At 36.1% G+C, this 17,743-nt stretch carries 9 protein-coding genes; 6 read left to right on the top strand and 3 right to left on the bottom strand.

Annotated features, from left to right (window positions below; genetic code table 11):
* The first annotated feature begins 2 nt into the window (after window positions 1-2).
* The 6 genes from ACP3T3_RS11345 (at window position 3) to argS (ending at window position 9,215) form a co-directional block, all read left to right on the top strand.
* Window positions 3-1,643, top strand: a complete 1,641-nt coding sequence (locus ACP3T3_RS11345) for a SusD/RagB family nutrient-binding outer membrane lipoprotein (protein ID WP_426475991.1) — start codon at window positions 3-5, stop codon at window positions 1,641-1,643.
* Between the two features lie 404 nt (window positions 1,644-2,047).
* Entirely contained in the window at window positions 2,048-5,044 is a 2,997-nt protein-coding gene (locus ACP3T3_RS11340) for a SusC/RagA family TonB-linked outer membrane protein (RefSeq protein WP_426475990.1), read from the top strand.
* 10 nt (window positions 5,045-5,054) lie between these two features.
* Complete coding sequence (locus ACP3T3_RS11335; RefSeq protein ID WP_426475989.1) at window positions 5,055-6,482, top strand: SusD/RagB family nutrient-binding outer membrane lipoprotein; 1,428 nt, start codon at window positions 5,055-5,057, stop codon at window positions 6,480-6,482.
* A 40-nt stretch (window positions 6,483-6,522) separates the two neighbouring features.
* Window positions 6,523-6,975: a lipocalin family protein gene (locus tag ACP3T3_RS11330; RefSeq protein ID WP_426475988.1), complete on the top strand. Its 453-nt coding sequence runs from the start codon at window positions 6,523-6,525 to the stop codon at window positions 6,973-6,975.
* Window positions 6,976-7,148: 173 nt separating this feature from the next.
* A complete protein-coding gene (locus ACP3T3_RS11325; RefSeq protein WP_426475987.1) occupies window positions 7,149-7,298 on the top strand; it encodes a bacteriocin-like protein in 150 nt (49 codons plus the stop codon).
* Window positions 7,299-7,454: 156 nt separating this feature from the next.
* A complete protein-coding gene (argS, locus tag ACP3T3_RS11320) occupies window positions 7,455-9,215 on the top strand; it encodes an arginine--tRNA ligase (protein ID WP_426475986.1) in 1,761 nt (586 codons plus the stop codon).
* 117 nt (window positions 9,216-9,332) lie between these two features.
* Here the strand turns inward: argS and ACP3T3_RS11315 are convergent, their stop codons facing one another.
* The 3 genes from ACP3T3_RS11315 to ACP3T3_RS11305 are packed head-to-tail and all read right to left on the bottom strand — an operon-like array spanning window position 9,333 to window position 17,636.
* On the bottom strand, window positions 9,333-10,274 hold the full coding sequence (locus ACP3T3_RS11315; RefSeq protein WP_426475985.1) for a YihY/virulence factor BrkB family protein: 942 nt from the start codon (window positions 10,272-10,274) through the stop codon (window positions 9,333-9,335).
* Window position 10,275: 1 nt separating this feature from the next.
* Window positions 10,276-12,603, bottom strand: coding sequence for a BamA/TamA family outer membrane protein (locus tag ACP3T3_RS11310; protein WP_426475984.1), 2,328 nt, complete (start codon window positions 12,601-12,603; stop codon window positions 10,276-10,278).
* A complete protein-coding gene (locus ACP3T3_RS11305; protein WP_426475983.1) occupies window positions 12,603-17,636 on the bottom strand; it encodes a translocation/assembly module TamB domain-containing protein in 5,034 nt (1,677 codons plus the stop codon). The genes ACP3T3_RS11310 and ACP3T3_RS11305 overlap by 1 nt, the downstream gene beginning before the upstream one ends.
* Window positions 17,637-17,743: the final 107 nt, after the last annotated feature.

Raw genomic sequence — 17,743 nt, 5'->3', positions numbered from 1 at the left:
TTATGAAAAATATTAAAATAAGTACTTCGTTAATCATTGGAGCGCTGGCTTTAGCCTCTTTTCAATCATGTAATAGATACCTAGATATTAATGAAAATCCAAATGCTATTCATATTGAGGAAGTAACTCCGGATTTATTATTGCCAGGAACAAATACCCAGATATTTAGAACGCAGGCAACTACCATGAATGTTTTTGGTAATTTAATGATGAACTCTTGGGCTGGTAATTCATATGTTTATGGTTCTCCTTATGTAAGGGAGTTTAACCTTAATACTGTAGATAATAGTTTTTATAATGGTATTTGGGATGGGTTATACCGTAACATGGCAAACTATAAACTCATAGAGAACTATCCTAATAGTGATGGTGCCCAAGACTATTATGTAGCAGCTGCTAAAATTATGAGAGCATTTTATATGCAGACAATTGTTGATTTGTACGGAGATGCTCCTTTTTCTGAAGCGTTTAATTATCAATCAAATTTGACTCCCAAATATGATGATGATAAAAATATTTATCATGCTGAAATTGAAGATTTGGAAAAAGCTATTTCATTAATTCAGCATGCAGGATCAAATGTAATAGCTTTGAATCCTTCTACAGATAATATTTTTGGAGGATCAACTACTAAATGGGTTCAATTTGCTAATACTATCAAATTAAGATATCTTGTAAGAATGAGTCGACTTACAGGTTCCGAGGCTACTTACAGAGACCAGAAATTAGCATCATTAAATGGCGCCGCTTTTATTAATGAAGATGTTTTGATAAATCCTGGTTATTCTGCTGCTACAGATGATCAACAAAATCCTTTTTATGGTACATATATCAGAACAACTGCAGGAACCAGAGTAGGGCAGGTTGTTACTGTTTCAGAGCATTTTGCTAATGCATTAAATGGTAATCCAAATAATTTGGTATTACCTAATAATCCATCAAATATATATGATAAATATACCGGGCTTGTTGATCCTAGGAGAGGAAGAACATTTACATTGGTTTCTGGTGCTTTGAAAGGTATTCGTCAAGGTGCTTTAGCTGGTGAACCCGGTGCTCCGACAGGAAATAACTCTGTTTCCAGAATTGGCTTGGGAATTACAGGTGAATTATCTACTGTAAACAATTCTACAAATATTAGCCTTGGTTCTACTAAATCAGGAGTAATCATGTCTAAATCGGAAATTAAGTTTCTTCTTGCAGAAGCTGCTTTAAGATATCCTTCTGCAAACTTAGGGAATGCTCAGGCCCATTTTGAAGATGGAATAAAAGCTTCATTTGCTTATCTGGGAATAGTAGATCCACCGGCTCCAGCTCCTCCTGTAATAGGACCTTATATTACTTCTGCAAATCTAAGACCAGGATTGGGTTGGACAGGATCTATGGATCAAAAAATCGAAGCAATTATGACACAGTCTTGGATTGCAAATACAAGTATAAACCCTATTCAGTCATTTATTAATTATAATAGAACTGGCTATCCTTATACTCCATTAGCAACTACAACTAATAAGCCAAATAAACCATATCGATTGATATATCCTGTATCTGAGTATGTAGCAAACTCATCAAATGTACCAAATGTTTCAAGTGCTGATGCATTCGTGAGAAATCAGTTTACTCCATTTTGGAATCAAAATTAATTCTTACTAAACAATTTTAATATATTTTACCGCCTTCGGGCGGTTTTTTTATTTTTAGGTCTATTTTTTCTGTATATAAAAATACATGCTAAGCATAATATCTGTATTAATTATAGACATATTTGTTTTCTTTCTTGATTTCAAGTTATTGACATTCAGGTTATTTTATTTCTTTTTATTCACAATCATTATAGATATTATCAATTTAAATGATTGTTATTATTTCTTAAATCAAATTAACAATTAATTAGTTTGTTTTTGTTAAAAATTTAGTTTTTAACTTATTTCAATATGTTATTTATTGTTTCTGTTTTAAAATATTGAAATAAATATATTTTTTTAAAATTTTGCTTTGTGATATTAAGAAAGTTTTACAAATTTGTAGGGTACAAAATTAATTTGATATGAAGAAACTAACAGCAAGTCTTCTTGTTTTGGTATTATCTTCTTCTATAGCTGTTGCAAATGCCCAGCAAAAGAACGATACTATTAAAACAAAAGAGATCGAGGGCGTGGTCGTAACCGCTCTTGGTATTAAGAGAGAAAAGAAATCTTTGGGATATGCCTCACAGGAGATTAAAGCAAGTGCTCTTTCTGATGGAACAACGAACACGGGTAACATTGGAGCTCAATTATCTGGTAAGGTAGCTGGTCTTAATGTTACTACCAACAATAACTTTGGTGGATCAGCAAATTTGCTTATCAGGGGTGTTAAAACATTAGGAGGAGGAAACCCATTGATTGTAATTGATGGATCACCAGTTAATAATACGTATACACAAGAGAAATCAATTGATTACGGTAACGCCTTATCTGATATTAATCAGGAAGACATAGAATCAATTAACGTATTAAAGGGTGCCGCAGCATCGGCTTTATATGGAGAAAGAGGTTTAAATGGTGTTATTGTTATCACGACTAAAAATGGTAAAGGAAAAGATGATGGGTCATGGGGTGTTACTTTATCATCTTCAGTAAATGTTGGCTTTATTGATAAATCAACATTTCCAGAATATCAGACGAGATATGGAGCTGGATATTCTCAAAAATTTGGATCTAAAGGCCCTGGAGGCTTAAATAATGCGAATTTTGGAGCAGATGCTTCTTGGGGACCAAAATTTGATCCTAATTTATTAGTGTATCAATGGGATTCTTTTGATCCAACATCTCCTAATTATAAAAAAGCAACACCTTGGGTAGCAGCTAAAAATGGACCGATTAAATTTTTTAATAACCCGGCTACTTATACAAACACTGTTACATTAGAAAAAGGAGAAAAAGGAAAAAATATTAGTTTTACTTATGACAATATGATGTCAGATGGTCTTATGCCTAACTCGCATATTAATAAAAATACTTTTTCCCTAAAAGTAAATTATGATCTGACTTCTAAATTACATTCTTCTTTCTATTCTACAATGACATTACAGGATACGAAAGGACGTAGTATAACTGGATATAGCGATAATACAGTTACAGGTTTCAGACAATGGTGGCAAACTAACGTAGATGTAAAGGATCTTGAAAGGGCTTATTTTGCTAATGTTAATCCTAGTATTGCTAGTGCAGCGAATAATTATGGGAATGTTACATGGAACAGAAAGTCTGCTTCTAATGGGGCTCCGGCATATTGGAATAACCCATACTTCCAAGCGTATCAAAATTATACAAGTGATAAAAGACATAGAAATTTTACCTATGCTCAATTAACTTATGATTTATTAGATAATATTTCTGTAACAGGTAAGGTATCTTATGACAGATCAAATCTTTTTGCAGAGAATAGAGTAGCTGTTGGATCTATAGCTCAGCCTTTTGGACAATCAGGAAATGACGTATCTTCTGGTTATGCAAGACGTGATGTGCTTAGAACTGAGACAAATTATGATTTAATGGTGAATTATAAATTTGACATTACTGATGACATTAATGTTTCAGGAGTTTTAGGTGGAAATATTAGAAGGAATTATTTTAATTCTGTATATGGCTCAACTGAAGGAGGATTAGTTGTTCCTGGAATTTATGCACTATCAAATTCTAAAAAAGCTCCATTAGCATCAGATGAGAGTGAGTATACCACACAAACTAACTCAGGGTATATCACAGCATCATTTGATTTTTTCAAAAAGTTTTATATAGATGGAACGTGGAGAGTTGACCAAAGTTCAACGCTGCCGGCCGGTAATAATGTATATAACTATCCGTCAGTGACCGGATCTCTAATCATGTCGGAAATTTTGGATACTAAGAGTTGGATGAACTTTTGGAAATTAAGAGCAAACTACGCAGAAGTAGGAGGTACTGCAGATCCTTATATGCTGACAAATAATTATAGATCTGCAGGGATTTTATCAGGTGTAGGAATATATAGTTCAATTTTGAATCAAGCGAATCCAGATCTAAAACCCCAGAGGTCTAAGGAATTTGAAGTAGGTACAGAAGCACATTTCCTAAAGGATAGAATAACAGTTGATTTTGCTTATTATAAAACGAAAACGATAGATCAGATTATCACACTTCCTGTTTCTTCAGGAACAGGCTATACTGGTAAAGTTATTAATGCAGGGAGAATTGATAATACAGGGTTTGAAGTTCAGTTAGGATTGGTGCCAATAAAAACAAAAGATTTTACATGGAATATTGATGCCAACTGGTCTAAAAATAAAAACGAGGTTGTGAGCCTATATCCTGGAATTACTAACCTTCTTCTGAACAGCTTCCAAGGAGGAGTTTCTCTGAATGCCAGAGTAGGAGAAGCTTGGGGTACTCTAATCGGAAGTGATTACGTCTATTTGAATGGACAGAGAGTTATTGATCCTGACACAGGAATTTATCAAACTAATTCAAATCAAATTATAGGTAATACTACTCCTGATTGGATTGGAGGCATCAGAAATACCTTTAGCTATAAAGGCTTCTCTTTAAGTTTCTTAATTGATATGCGTAAAGGTGGAGATATTTTCTCAACGGATATGTATTATGGTATGGATACAGGGCTTTATAAAGAAACTGCTATTGGCGATTACAGAGATAAGGATGTTATACTTCCTGGAGTTTTGCCAGATGGTTCTCCTAACAATATAGCATTGTCACAATTTTCAACTGGAAGTAACTATGGATATGAGACTCAGCCGGCAAAAGAATTCGTATACGATGGATCATTTATTAAACTAAGAGAGGCTAGCATTGGTTATATGCTTCCTAAATCTTTATTGGCTGGAACCAAAATCTATGATGCTAAAATCTCTATTGTAGGTAGAAATTTGTGGATCATTCACAAAAACCTTCCGTATGCTGATCCAGAAGCTATGATAGGTGGTGGGATTAATTCTTATGGATGGTCAATAGGATCTATGCCAACGACAAGAGATATTGGAGTAAATGTTACATTCAAATTTTAAAAAATCAACAATGAAAAATATATTAAAAACTGCATTAATGGGCATATTTATATCGGCAAGTTTGGTATCATGCCAAAGTGATATGACTTCGCTGAATGAAGATCCTAAGCATCCATCGGTTTTACCGTCAGAAAATTTACTAGCAACTGCACTTTTTCAGTCTTCTTACTATATGGATAACCCAAGTGTGAATTTTAACAATTATAGATTTTTCACACAGCAATGGGCAGAGGGTCAGTATCCTCAGGAGACTCAATATGATTTAGTGACGAGAAACCAGCCTAGAAATCATTTTAACAGAATGTATGTATACAGCATCAATAATATCAGACAGGCAAAAGAAAATCTGAAAGCAGAAGTGGAAACTAATGATGTTCGTACAAACAAATTAGCAACATTGGAAATTGAAGAGATTTTCATTTGGGAAAACCTGGTTAATACTTTTGGTGATGTGCCTTATTCCGAAGCTTTTAAGCCTAATGAGATTCTTACACCAAAATATGATGATGCTAAAAGTATTTATATAGATTTAGTTAAAAGAATTGATGCAGTCATTGCCACAGTAAAACCTGCAGCAAAAGGATATGGATCTGGTGATTTAGTTTACTCGGGAAATATGAATAAATGGGTAAAATTTGCCAATTCTGTGAAATTAAGACTGGGAATAAACTTGGCAGATGTTGACCCAACATTGTCAAAAGCAACTGTTGAATCAGCAATTGTAGGCGGTGTAATTTCTTCTGAAGAGGAAGCCTATAAGTTTGCCTATGATGGGAATACGTTTTCAAATCCTGTTTTCGATAATCTTGTAGCTTCTAACAGAGATGATTTTGTTCCTAGTGAATTAGTTATCAATACTATGAATAGCCTTTCGGATCCAAGAATGGATAAATGGTTTACAAAAGTTGGTGGAGTTTATAAGGGAGGTATTTTTGGTGAATTAAATGACCCATATAGTGATTTCTCTCATCTAAACGATTATTTCAGATCATCTACAACAGCTTCAAATTTATTAAGTTATGCAGAAGTAGCTTTTCTTAAGGCTGAAGCAGCAGCTAGAGGGTATTCAGCAGGTGGCACAGCAGCAGATCTGTATGCTACTGCAGTAACAGCATCTATGAAAGAAAATGGCGTTTCAGATACTAGCATTACATCGTATCTTATTGCTAACCCTTATAATGCAGCTAACTGGAAACAATCAATCGGAGTTCAGGCATGGATTGCTATGTTCAATAAAGGATTTGCTGCATGGAATTTTACGAGACGTTTAGATTATCCAACTCTTGTAAATCCACCAAAATCTAACCTGTCTTCAGTACCATATAGAATGCCTTATTCTGATCAGGAATATGTGTTAAATGGGGCAAATGTTAATGCTGCTGCTAGCAAAATCGGTGGTGACAAGGCAACTACAAAGCTATTCTGGGATAAATTTTAATTTTTATACAGTTAAAATAAATTTGTGAAATTATAATCTAATGCGTTATATAAAATTTTTTATAGGGGTTTTTCTCTTTATGGCTGGTACCTCATGTTCTTCTAGCAATGATGATAATAGTATTATAGAAGACCGTGTCAATATCACTGGAAATTGGAAACCATATAAATATGAATTTAGAGGAAAGACAATTTTGTTAAGTGAGTGTGAGAAAAAGGGCCAAATATCAATTAATACAGATTTTTCAGGTGTTTATGAAAGGTACAATCTTGTTAATTCCGGTAATTGTGATCTTACTGAATCTTACAGTGGTAAGTGGAGCTTTGATAATAGTAGTTTAACACTAACTTATAGTGAGGCAGGAATTGTAAAAACATTAAAGAGAACTGTTCAGTCATTTGATGATTTTGAGTTAAGAATTTCGGATAATTCTAAAGATTTAGATGATACACCTGGAAATGATAATGCAATTTTAGTTTTTGTTAAACAATAATCCTTATATAAACCGCCTTCGGGCGGTTTTTGTAATTATGACAAAGGTCAATGATATCGGTTGAATAGATATGGAAGATTTATTTTTAAATTGATTTTTTATTTCATATTTATTTATTACCTTGGTCTAAAGAGACTTCTACAGTCTTTACAACTAAATTAAAAAGTATTATTATGAAAAATCTAAAAAAATTATCGAAATCAGAATTAAAAAAAATTGCAGGTGGATGGGTTCCCCAGCCAGGACAAAATTGTCCAGAGGGAACTTGTCAGTATACTGAGAATGGACCTTGTAGAATTTACAATCCGGACAAATGTTATTAATAGCTCTATAGCTTAAAAGCTAAAGGAATTACGTTTATGAATTAATAAAAGAGTTCGGTAATTGTTACCGAACTCTTTCCGTATATTTGTACTTCAAAATTTTGAAATGAAATGCAGGCTATTACATGTGGCCTTTGAAAAAATAAGTATGAACACATGAATATTAAAGATATTATAGAAGAAAAGCTTTCAGAGGTTATTTTAAATGTATATCAGTTAAAAGACATCAAGCTGGAAGTTCAGGAAAATAAAACGGAATTTGCGGGGGATTTTACAATCGTCACTTTCCCGTTGGTAAAACAATTGAAAAAAAATCCTGAAAGTATTGGGGTTGAATTAGGGGAAGCTTTGACAGAACAGACGGAACTTTTTGAAAGCTTTAATGTCGTAAAAGGATTCCTTAATGTTAAAGTTAAAAACCAATTGTTTGTGGATAACTTTAGATCCGTAAGCAATAATTTTTCCACTGTAGAAAAGAAAAATGCTACGGTAATGGTAGAGTATTCTTCACCGAATACCAATAAACCATTACATTTAGGACATATCAGAAATAACTTATTAGGGTTTTCAGTAGCTCAGATTTTAAAAGAAGCAGGATATGATGTGATTAAAACCCAGATTATCAATGACAGAGGAATTCATATCTGTAAATCGATGCTGGCATGGGAGAAATTCGGGAAGGGAGAAACTCCTGAGACTACCAATACCAAAGGAGATAAATTTGTTGGAAACTACTATGTAGAATTTGATAAAAATTATAAAAAAGAAATTGCAGAGCTGGTAAACCAGGGGGTAGGAGAGGAACAGGCCAAAAAAGAGGCTCCTGTGATGAAAGAAGCTCAAAAAATGCTTTTAGATTGGGAAAATGGAGAAGAAACGGTAAGAGCGCTTTGGGCAGAAATGAACTCATGGGTTTACAAAGGATTCAATGAGACCTATAAAAGATTAGGCGTTGATTTTGATCAGGTTCAATATGAAAGCAACACTTATATTTTAGGAAAAGATCTTATTCAGGCTGGATTAGATAAGGGCGTTCTATATCAGAAAGAAGACGGTTCTGTCTGGTGTGACCTTACAGACGAAGGACTAGATCAGAAATTATTGTTACGTTCAGACGGTACATCTGTTTACATGACTCAGGATTTGGGAACAGCCGTAGAGCGTTTTAAGCAAAATAATATTCAAAAGTTAATTTACACTGTTGGAAATGAACAGGATTATCACTTCCAGGTTCTATTTAAAATCCTGAAAAAATTAGGATACGAATGGGCAGATCACTTATTCCACCTTTCTTATGGTATGGTTGAACTTCCTGAAGGGAAAATGAAGTCCCGTGAAGGAACCGTAGTAGATGCTGATGATCTGATGCAGGAAATGTATGAAACAGCGAAATCTAAGGCTCAGGAACTTGGAAAGCTGGAAAACCTTTCTGAAGAAGATAGAGAAGCTTCTTATGAAACGGTAGGACTGGGTGCGTTGAAATATTTCATGCTTAAAGTGGACCCTAAGAAAAAAATGCTTTTCAATCCGGCAGAAAGTATCGATTTTAACGGGAATACAGGACCGTTTATCCAATATACCTATGCCCGTATTCAGTCATTATTATCTAAAGCAGCTGCTTTGCAGACAGAAACCGCAGATATTGAATTAAACCAATCTGAAAAAGAATTGATTATGCAGCTGACTAACTTTAAAACGACAGTAGCCAAGTCAGCGGAAACCTTAAGTCCGGCTTTAGTAGCAAACTATGTATACGATCTTGTGAAAGCATACAACTCTTTCTATCAGAATAATCCTATTCTGAATCATGAAGATGAAAATGTAAAACAATTCCGTTTGAATATTTCGGATATAACAGCAAAGACGATCAAAAAATCGCTAGAGCTGCTGGGAATCGGAACCGTAAACAGAATGTAAAAATAGAAAGCCTCCTGAAAATGGACTGCCCCCAAAAAGTTAGACGCTTTTTAGGGGCATTTTTATATATGAGAAATTAATAATCTAGCATCATAACCCAAATCTCGCAACCCGCATCTACGTTTTATCATTACTTTCACCGTGCATTTGTTTCAGACTATCTGCATACAGTTTAGCGGGAGTCCAGCGTGCATGTTTAGAAAGAATCACTTTATAGCCTTTTTTGTATGTGTAGACCTTTGTGAATTCGGCACCGAAGAATATCAGCATGCAGGAATAATTGATCCACATCATAATCAGAATGACTGTTCCGGCAGCTCCAAAGGCTGAAGTAGGTTTTATCTGGTTGAAGTAAAGGCTTAATAAAAATTTTCCGAGAGTGAATAAAACGGTGGTCAGGAATGCCCCTTTCCATACCGGTTTCCAGCTGACCAGAACATCAGGCAGCACTTTAAACATTAAGGCGAATAACAGCATGACAAGGCCGAAACCTACAGCAAAATTGACGGTTTCTACCAGCATATAGGTTTCAAAACCGAAATATTGAGTGATAATCGTATTAAACAGGCTGATCAGAGAAGATAAGATCATCGTGATCATTAAAAGAAATCCTAAAATAAGAATCATTCCTAAAGAATTGGCCCTGTCCAGTAAAAATTTCACTAGTGCTTTTTTTGGAGCTGCCTCTACTTCCCAAAGCGTATTCAACGAATGCTGAAGCTGAAAGAAAAGAGTGGTAGAACCGAAAATTAATGATCCTACTCCTACGGCTTTCATAAAAATATTCTTTTTGTCAATAAGAGCACCTGCCAGCATTCCTTCAATGCTTTTGGCTACATCAGGTCCCATAATACCGCTGATCTGTGTGCTGATCTGTCCTCGGATCGCTTCTTCACCAAAGAAATTTCCGAGTACCCAGATAATAATGATCAATAATCCCGGGATAGAGAAGATGGCATAATAGGCCAGACTTGCTGAATCTTTTGATGCAGAAGAATTATTCCATTCTGTAAATGTATCTTTCAGAACCTCCCAGAAAAATTTAACAGTTTTGATCATACTAAAAAGGATATCCGATGGCAATATTTAAAACAAGATTATCTTTTCTCCAGCTTGGATCTCCGAAATTGATTTTATCGAAGGCCCATCTGTCCCCTTTCTGATAGTAGGGAACTCTCAGTGGCATCGCAAGATCAAGTCTTAAAATCAGGATAGAAAAATCCAGTCTCAGACCTACTCCGGCTCCCACCGCAATTTCGTTTAAAAAGTCCTTTGAAAATTTAGCTCCCGGTCTGTTTTCATCATCGTGGAGCAGCCAGATATTTCCGGCATCCACAAAAACGGCAGCATTTAAAAATTTATAAAGATTGGCGCGGTATTCTGCATTTAATTCCAGCTTGATATCTCCGGACTGATCAAAATAAGTACCCGGCTCCAGAGTTCTCGGATCAAAACTTCCCGGTCCTAATGTTCTCGCACGGAATGCTCTGATACTGTTGCTTCCTCCTGAGAAAAACTGTTTGGAGAAAGGGATAAATTCTGAATTTCCGTATGGATAGGCAATTCCTCCAATGAATCTCGTTGCCAGGGAAGACTTTTCTGTAAACTTATGATAGAACCTGAAATCGTTTTCAATCTTTACATACTGACTGAAAGGAATTCCGAATATTTTCTTTTCCTTATCTTTTTTTACGTCAGCCCCCGTAACCAGCCCTGTAATATTACCTGCAAGATCAAGCATACCTTTATAATAAATAGTATTGGTTTTTGGCAGCATAGTATTGGTATAGGTATAAGAATAGGTAGGCCCGAAAATCAGCTGTCTAGCTACAATTCTCTGCATAGCAGGATTTCCATTAGATTTGGCTTTATATTCATCTGTAACATTTGCCGGGGATACCAGCGTAATGTCAATCACCTTCAGCTCATGTTCTTTCCTTGCATTTTCTTTCCATACATATCCGAATGATCCGGTGAAATTATTAAGTGTATAATATTTTGTTCTGTTCTGGAATTCATATCCCAAAGTGATATTCGTTCTTGGAACAAATTCACTGGAAGAATGAAAACGGAATGGTGCTACAATTCTCGGAATAGAAAGCTGCGCATTGGCTCCTGCACGGAAAATATTATTGGCATCCTGAGCGCCACCCATCTGGAAATCAAAAGCTCCGTAAATTGCGGCTTTGAATTGTTCTGCACCCCGGAAGAAATTTCGGTGCGTCCAGTTCAGATTGAGTTCACTCCCTGCATAGTTGGCCGAATTTGTTCTTCCCAACGCTTCCAGACGAAGTGACTGGATTTGTCTTGGCGTCAATAAATAATACGCATCAAATTTATGACGTAATGAATCCGATACAATGAACTCATTTTTTACAAACTTGAAAACGCCGAGACTGATCAATCGGTTTAGCGTAAGATTATGATTGGAGCGGTTATAAAGATCTCCCTTTTTGAAATACAGCGCTCTGTCAAAGATCTTCGGTTTGAATTTATGCTGGGGATCAATGACGTAAATATCGTCAAAAGCATATTTTGAAAGAGAATCTTTATCCATCGGGATGCTGTATTTGCCATCTTTTACATCCTGAATGTTGTAATTGGGAAATACAATAACATTATCAATGCTGAACTGCTGAGTCGCTAAATCCGGAGTATTGTCCTTCAGCTTTACATTAAGTTCTACCTTATGATTTTTGCTGACAGTACTATCTGCCTGTACAATAATATTATCGGGATGAAAATAATAGAAACCTCTTTCCTTTAACCTGTTGTCAATTCTCTCTCTTTCTGCTTTGATCACATCCAGGTCAAATGGTTTCCCGTTTTTAAGGAGCGTCCTGTCCGTTAAACTCTGAATTTCCTGATTAACCAACGTAGAATCTTTCTGGAATTTCACCCCATCAATCAGATATCTGGAACCTGGTTTTACCGTATAAATAACCTGAGCCCTTTTATTCTTCGAAATTGTGTCATAAGTAGCTTTAGCATTAAAATACCCTTTGTTTTCGGAATAATTTACAATAATATCTTTATTGAACTCACGGTCTACATCACCTAATAATACAGGTTTTTCGCCCATTTTATATTTAAGCCAGTAATTAAACCCTTTATCCTTTTTCGGCTCTTTCGCTATATTATAAAAATACAGCTTGGGGCGCAGCCCTAAAAATGTAGAATTGGGCTTGGGAGTCAGGTTGGCTTCCAGTGCAGACTGCAGTTCTTTTTTTTCTTTTTTTGAAATTGTGTCGTTTTCAATTTTTACTTCAGCTCCTGTGTAAAGCATCTGACCTTCTTTCAAAAACCTGGTATTGCTGCAGGAGATTACCGTTGATGCCATTCCGGAGACCAACAGATATTTACAATAAATATGGAACTTATTATTCATTATTTAAATTCTACCACTTGGTTATTTTGATTTTTTTTCGGTTTTTTCTCTCTGGATTTCTGGAAAATCTCCCGGAATTTGTCATAATCCAATGTAATAATGAATCCGACCCCGGTTTCTATGATCTGCCCCTGAAGAGCCACCTGATATTCATCCTTACGATAAGCACGCAGCATATACCTTCCGTCTTTGGAAAGGCTGTAATCTACAGAAACATTACCCGCAATATTGGTCATGTTCTCATTCTGGCGGGCCTGGCCTTCCAGTCCGAAGTTACTTCCCACTGTTACTTTCAGCCGGTCATTCAGTAGTTTTTTACTGATGTCTACATTCAGATCGGTTCTTGTATTTTTCTGTCCTGTGGAATAATCCTCTGAAGAATCAAGTCCAAAATTAAGATCTACACCTTTGATCAGACCTGCCGCAAGATTGTTTAATTGTTGAGAAAGAATTTTACTCACACTCTGCCTTGCCATCGTTTCTGCAGACATTCCAACACCACTTTCAAATGGATTTTCACCGATAAAACGATTCAGCAACAATAAGGCAAATACCTGTTTGTTCAGTTCAGATTCCTGAGTTCTGAGCTGGGCGAGTTTCTGATCGACAACATCTTTTACATTCGTTGATATAGAATTGTTTTTTTCTTCTGTTGTAATATCAAAAGTAAGTTGAGGTTTTAACAGCTCACCTTTCATTTTCAATAAAGCATTGAATGGTATTCTCTGTTTAAATTGGTTAATCAGTGAAGCGCCTCCGTTTTCAGTGCTTACCTGCTGCTCTACAAGGTCAATAGGCGGAGCCTCTGTTTTGTAGACGGCTGTAATATCCATTTGAGCCATCGTAGGCTCACCGGTCCAGGTAATGGTACTTCCTTTCTGGATATCAAATTTACGCTTAAGGAAACTTACAGAGAGATCATAACTTCCTTTTTCCACTTCATATACTCCTACCAGTGTGGTTTTTCCTGACGGATCTATTCCTCCGGTTAATTCCGCTTCACCCTGAAGCTGTACAAAATCACCATTGGCTTTATCAATAATCAGCGACAATTTTGCATCCTTGCTGACTTCTATATTAACACTTACATCCATTCCTTTGATACGGCTTTGTGCATTTAAGGAATCTGCCTTGATCGTTTTATTTAAAACCACCTGATCCTGATCTATAAATTCAACAATACCGTCTCTTTCCTGTAAAGATGGGGTAGACTGGGGAAGAACAAAAGTGAAATCCGTATTGTCGGCTACATTCAGTTTTCCGTCTACTTTAGGGAGGTCAAGATTTCCCCGGATATGAAGACCGGCATCAATAGCAAGAACACCATACATGATTGCATCATTGGACTTTTCTGAATTAACCACTTTGAAGTCTTTGGCATTCACATTCAGGTTAAAGGCAAAATCTCTGTAGGTCTGGGTAAGAACCTGCCCGTCTACAACAAGAGCATTTCCGTCTTTATCTTTGATCTTGAATTTATCAAACTCAATTCCACGGCTGGTAAAGTCTATTTCATCACTCAGATGTCGGAAATCGCTTCCGGTTTTGGCTATTTCCAATCCTGCATCATTGAATTTTACTTTTCCTAAAATATTAGGTTTATCAGTGGTTCCGGTGATCTTTAAGTTTCCTGAAAGATAGCCTTCCGTATTGGTAATCGCGTTCATCGAGAAGCCTTGTATACTCTTCATCTGGAGCTGGTTGATGGCCATATTCAGATCGAAGGTACTGGAAGAGGTATTATAATCTCCAAGGATTTTTACATCATTATTATTTCCGGAAAGAGCAATGTCAGCATTTAAAAGATTCGGTGAAGCATTGTTTACTTTTACAGCAAGATTTCCGACCGGGCTTCCGTATACAATTAAATCAGAAATATTCAGATCGGAAGTAAAGGACATTTTTTTCGTTACATCCCGAAGCTGTGCTGTTCCGTTGATGGTTCCTCTGGCCAGCACAGTATCTTTTTTGATCAGTTCTGTAATGGTTTCAATTTTAAAATCTTTCAACGAAATATTCAAAGGACTGGCCGGGCTATTACTTTCCGACTGAACGGCGATTTCACTGTTTCCATTGGAAAGAATAAAATTATCCGCCAGAATTCCTTTGCTGCTGATCTGGATTTTATTGTTTTCAGCAACATTCCAGTCTGTATAATTGAGTTTTAATCCGTTCGGATTCAAGGATATTTCTGTAATGTCATTCAATGATTTTGCATTTCCTGCAATCAGGAATTGGGTAGCATCTTTATCGTCTTTTGTCGTAACATTATACCGGATCGTATTGTCTGCAACATCTCCATCAATGTTGATTTTACTCAAAGAAAAGCTTGAACTTTTCAAAGCAGCAACATTCAGGCTGTACTGCAAAGCCTGATTTTCATTGGTAACTTTTAAAGCTCCCTTTTCAATAGTATTTTCACCGTATAATAATCGTGGGATCTGCCCGTCAATTTCAATTTTCTGAGAATCGGCATCATAGTTTCCTGCAATATTGATCGTTTCAAAATCCTTAAGATCCGGAACAAACTTTCTGATCAGATCATCATTTTTGATTCTGGCTGTAAAGGTAAAATGCTGTCCGGGATCAATTTTCTGGTTTTTATCCGGCTTCTGGAACTGATAATATTGATTGACAGTTTGCGTTAAAGCACCAAAAATCTGGGTAAGCTTATACTTGCCTTTCAGTTCCACATCTGCAATCTGAGAATTGAAAATAATCTGTGTTGAATCCTGAGTAGATGAAGCCTTCAGGTTGGCTTCCTGCACCGGATATACTTCTTTGGTATCTGAGAATGCAAAATCTTTAAGGTTTACATATCCATTCAGATTATTCGGGTCTAAACTTGTGAAATCACCATCAATTTTCCCTGCAATGATCATCGGTTTTTCATAGAAACCAAGTTTGTTGATATCCAGCTTGATGACTTCTCCGTTCACTTTTACCGTAGGATTTTTTTCGTCATACATTCCGGAAGCGGTCAGATGTAAACTGGCATTCGGGTCTTTTGAATCCAAAATCACGTGATATGCCCCCTTGTTGATCTTTCCGGTAAGGTTCATGTTTTGATAACGGTATCCTTTGTAAACTGCTGAAGCTACATGTCCTTTTAAGTCTGCATTGGCATTTTTGAAATCAAAACTTTCACCCCTGGCTGCAATCTGTGCTGTGACAGGGCCGATATCTTTATTCTGAATAATTTTTCCTACCTGTACACCCTGCAGATTAGCTTTTACGTTATACAGTTCATGATTCTTTCTACGCATGTCTACTTGTGCTTTAATAGCTGCATTCCCTAAAGTAGAGTAGAGGTTTAGGTCTGTATTGACTACTTTCGTTGTTCCTTTTGCATTGCCTTTGATGCTGAAATGGGAAGGAAGTGAAATATTGGAAGGAAATGTGTTTTTAGGAACAAGATTAAATATCGTTTTGGCACCGGAAGAAAATTCCCCGATTCTCAGATCATAGTACAGCTGGTCAGGATTCATGGCATTTTTAATTTTTCCTGAAGCCGTTATCCTCAGCTGATCAAGCCCTGAAACTTTGAGATCCTGGATTAAAAGATCATTTACGCTTCCTTTTACATTGGCGTTAACATTTAAAACAGCGTTCGGATATTTGTTAAATGGTACTGTATTTCTTAAAGTAGGAACAATATTCAGAATGTCGGAGAATCCTATTTTTGAATTTTTAATGTTGGCGGAAATCTTTACAGCGCCCAGATTTGAGCTAAGCTGATCGATGGAGTTGTAATTTAAAATAACCTCATCACGCAATATTGTTTTCGGGGTTTGAAGATAAAGGTCTTTCAGGTACGCTTCTTTTTCTGCATACACAAAATCCGTATTGAATTTCTGGATATCCAAACCTCTGCCTTCTTTGATTTCTGCCGAATTTACTGTTCCTGCGAAGGTGTTATTTTCCATTTTGAAGCTTCTCACCTCCACATTCATTTTTGATAAGTTAAGGTGGTTGAAGTCGATTCCCTGTCGGGTCGGAGCAATAGCGGTATTGTTATAATTTATCTTTGTATCATTCAAAACAAGCTTTCCTAAGAGAAGCTTCATGGTTTTATTCTGATCAGAAGCTTTGGAAACTTCAGGTTCTTTTGTTTTTTTCGGGTTGGCATTCTGGGCCGGAAGATAAAGGTTGGCATTAATATCTGCCCCGGAAAGAAATACATTCGCTATGTTGTAAGCATTATTTTCAATATCCAGTTTATTCACCTTTGTGCTCAGCTCTTTGAATATAACTTTTGCAAATGTTTTGGTGTTTTCATCCCCGTAATCAATATCGAAATGGGTAAGTTTAATTCCTCTCAGTCCAATATTCATCGGCTTCTTTTCATTGAGAGAATCTACTTTTTTCTCCACCTTTTGAGCCACTTCCTCTACAAGTCCCTGCTTTAACTTTAATTTTAATCCGTCAAGGTTGATATCATTAACCGCATAATTATTTTTGCTGAGATCAAAAGTTTTTACCCTTGTATCAAACGACTTGAAATATAGCTTAATGTCGTTTTTCGACTGCTGGTCATTGAAAGTGACCCCAATATCTTTTAAATTAATTTTATCAAGAGAAATAATAAAGGGTTTGGAAGGGCTTTCTTCTTTATCGCTGGTGGCAAAGGCATCGATAATATAATCAAAATTGAATTTCCCGTCTGGCTTCCGTACAACATTGGCACGGGCTCCTTCCATGCTGACTGAAGTAATATCTGCTGTAGAATTGAGCAGCTTCAGCATATGTAAACCTACATCCAGTTTCTTCACTGCCAGAAGGGTGTCTACATCCTGGCCTTTGAGATAAAGGTTTTCCATGACGAGACTGTTGGGGAAACCGATGTAAACTCTTTCAAGGCTTACAGGGGTTTTTATTTTTTTCTCAAGGTAAACAACGAGCTTGTCTTTGATGAAGTTTTGAACAGCAGGAAGCCTTAGGCTTAATATCAACAGGGTAAGAAGAACCAATATTGAAATAAAGGTTATTGCAATACGCCTTAAGAGTTTTGTGGTGTTGATTTTCAGTTTCAAATGCGATGTGGTTTCTAACAAAGATAATAATACTATTTTACTTAGTCTTTGTTGTGGTACCATTTGCGAATGCAAAAATCCTGCCTTGGCCGTCTTTTTATGGAATA

Origin of the sequence: Chryseobacterium sp. CBSDS_008, from assembly GCF_049959325.1 — a bacterium.
Lineage (GTDB): Bacteria > Bacteroidota > Bacteroidia > Flavobacteriales > Weeksellaceae > Chryseobacterium.
The sequence above is the reverse complement of the archived record's forward strand: the minus strand, read 5'-3'. Positions and strand labels throughout refer to the sequence as shown.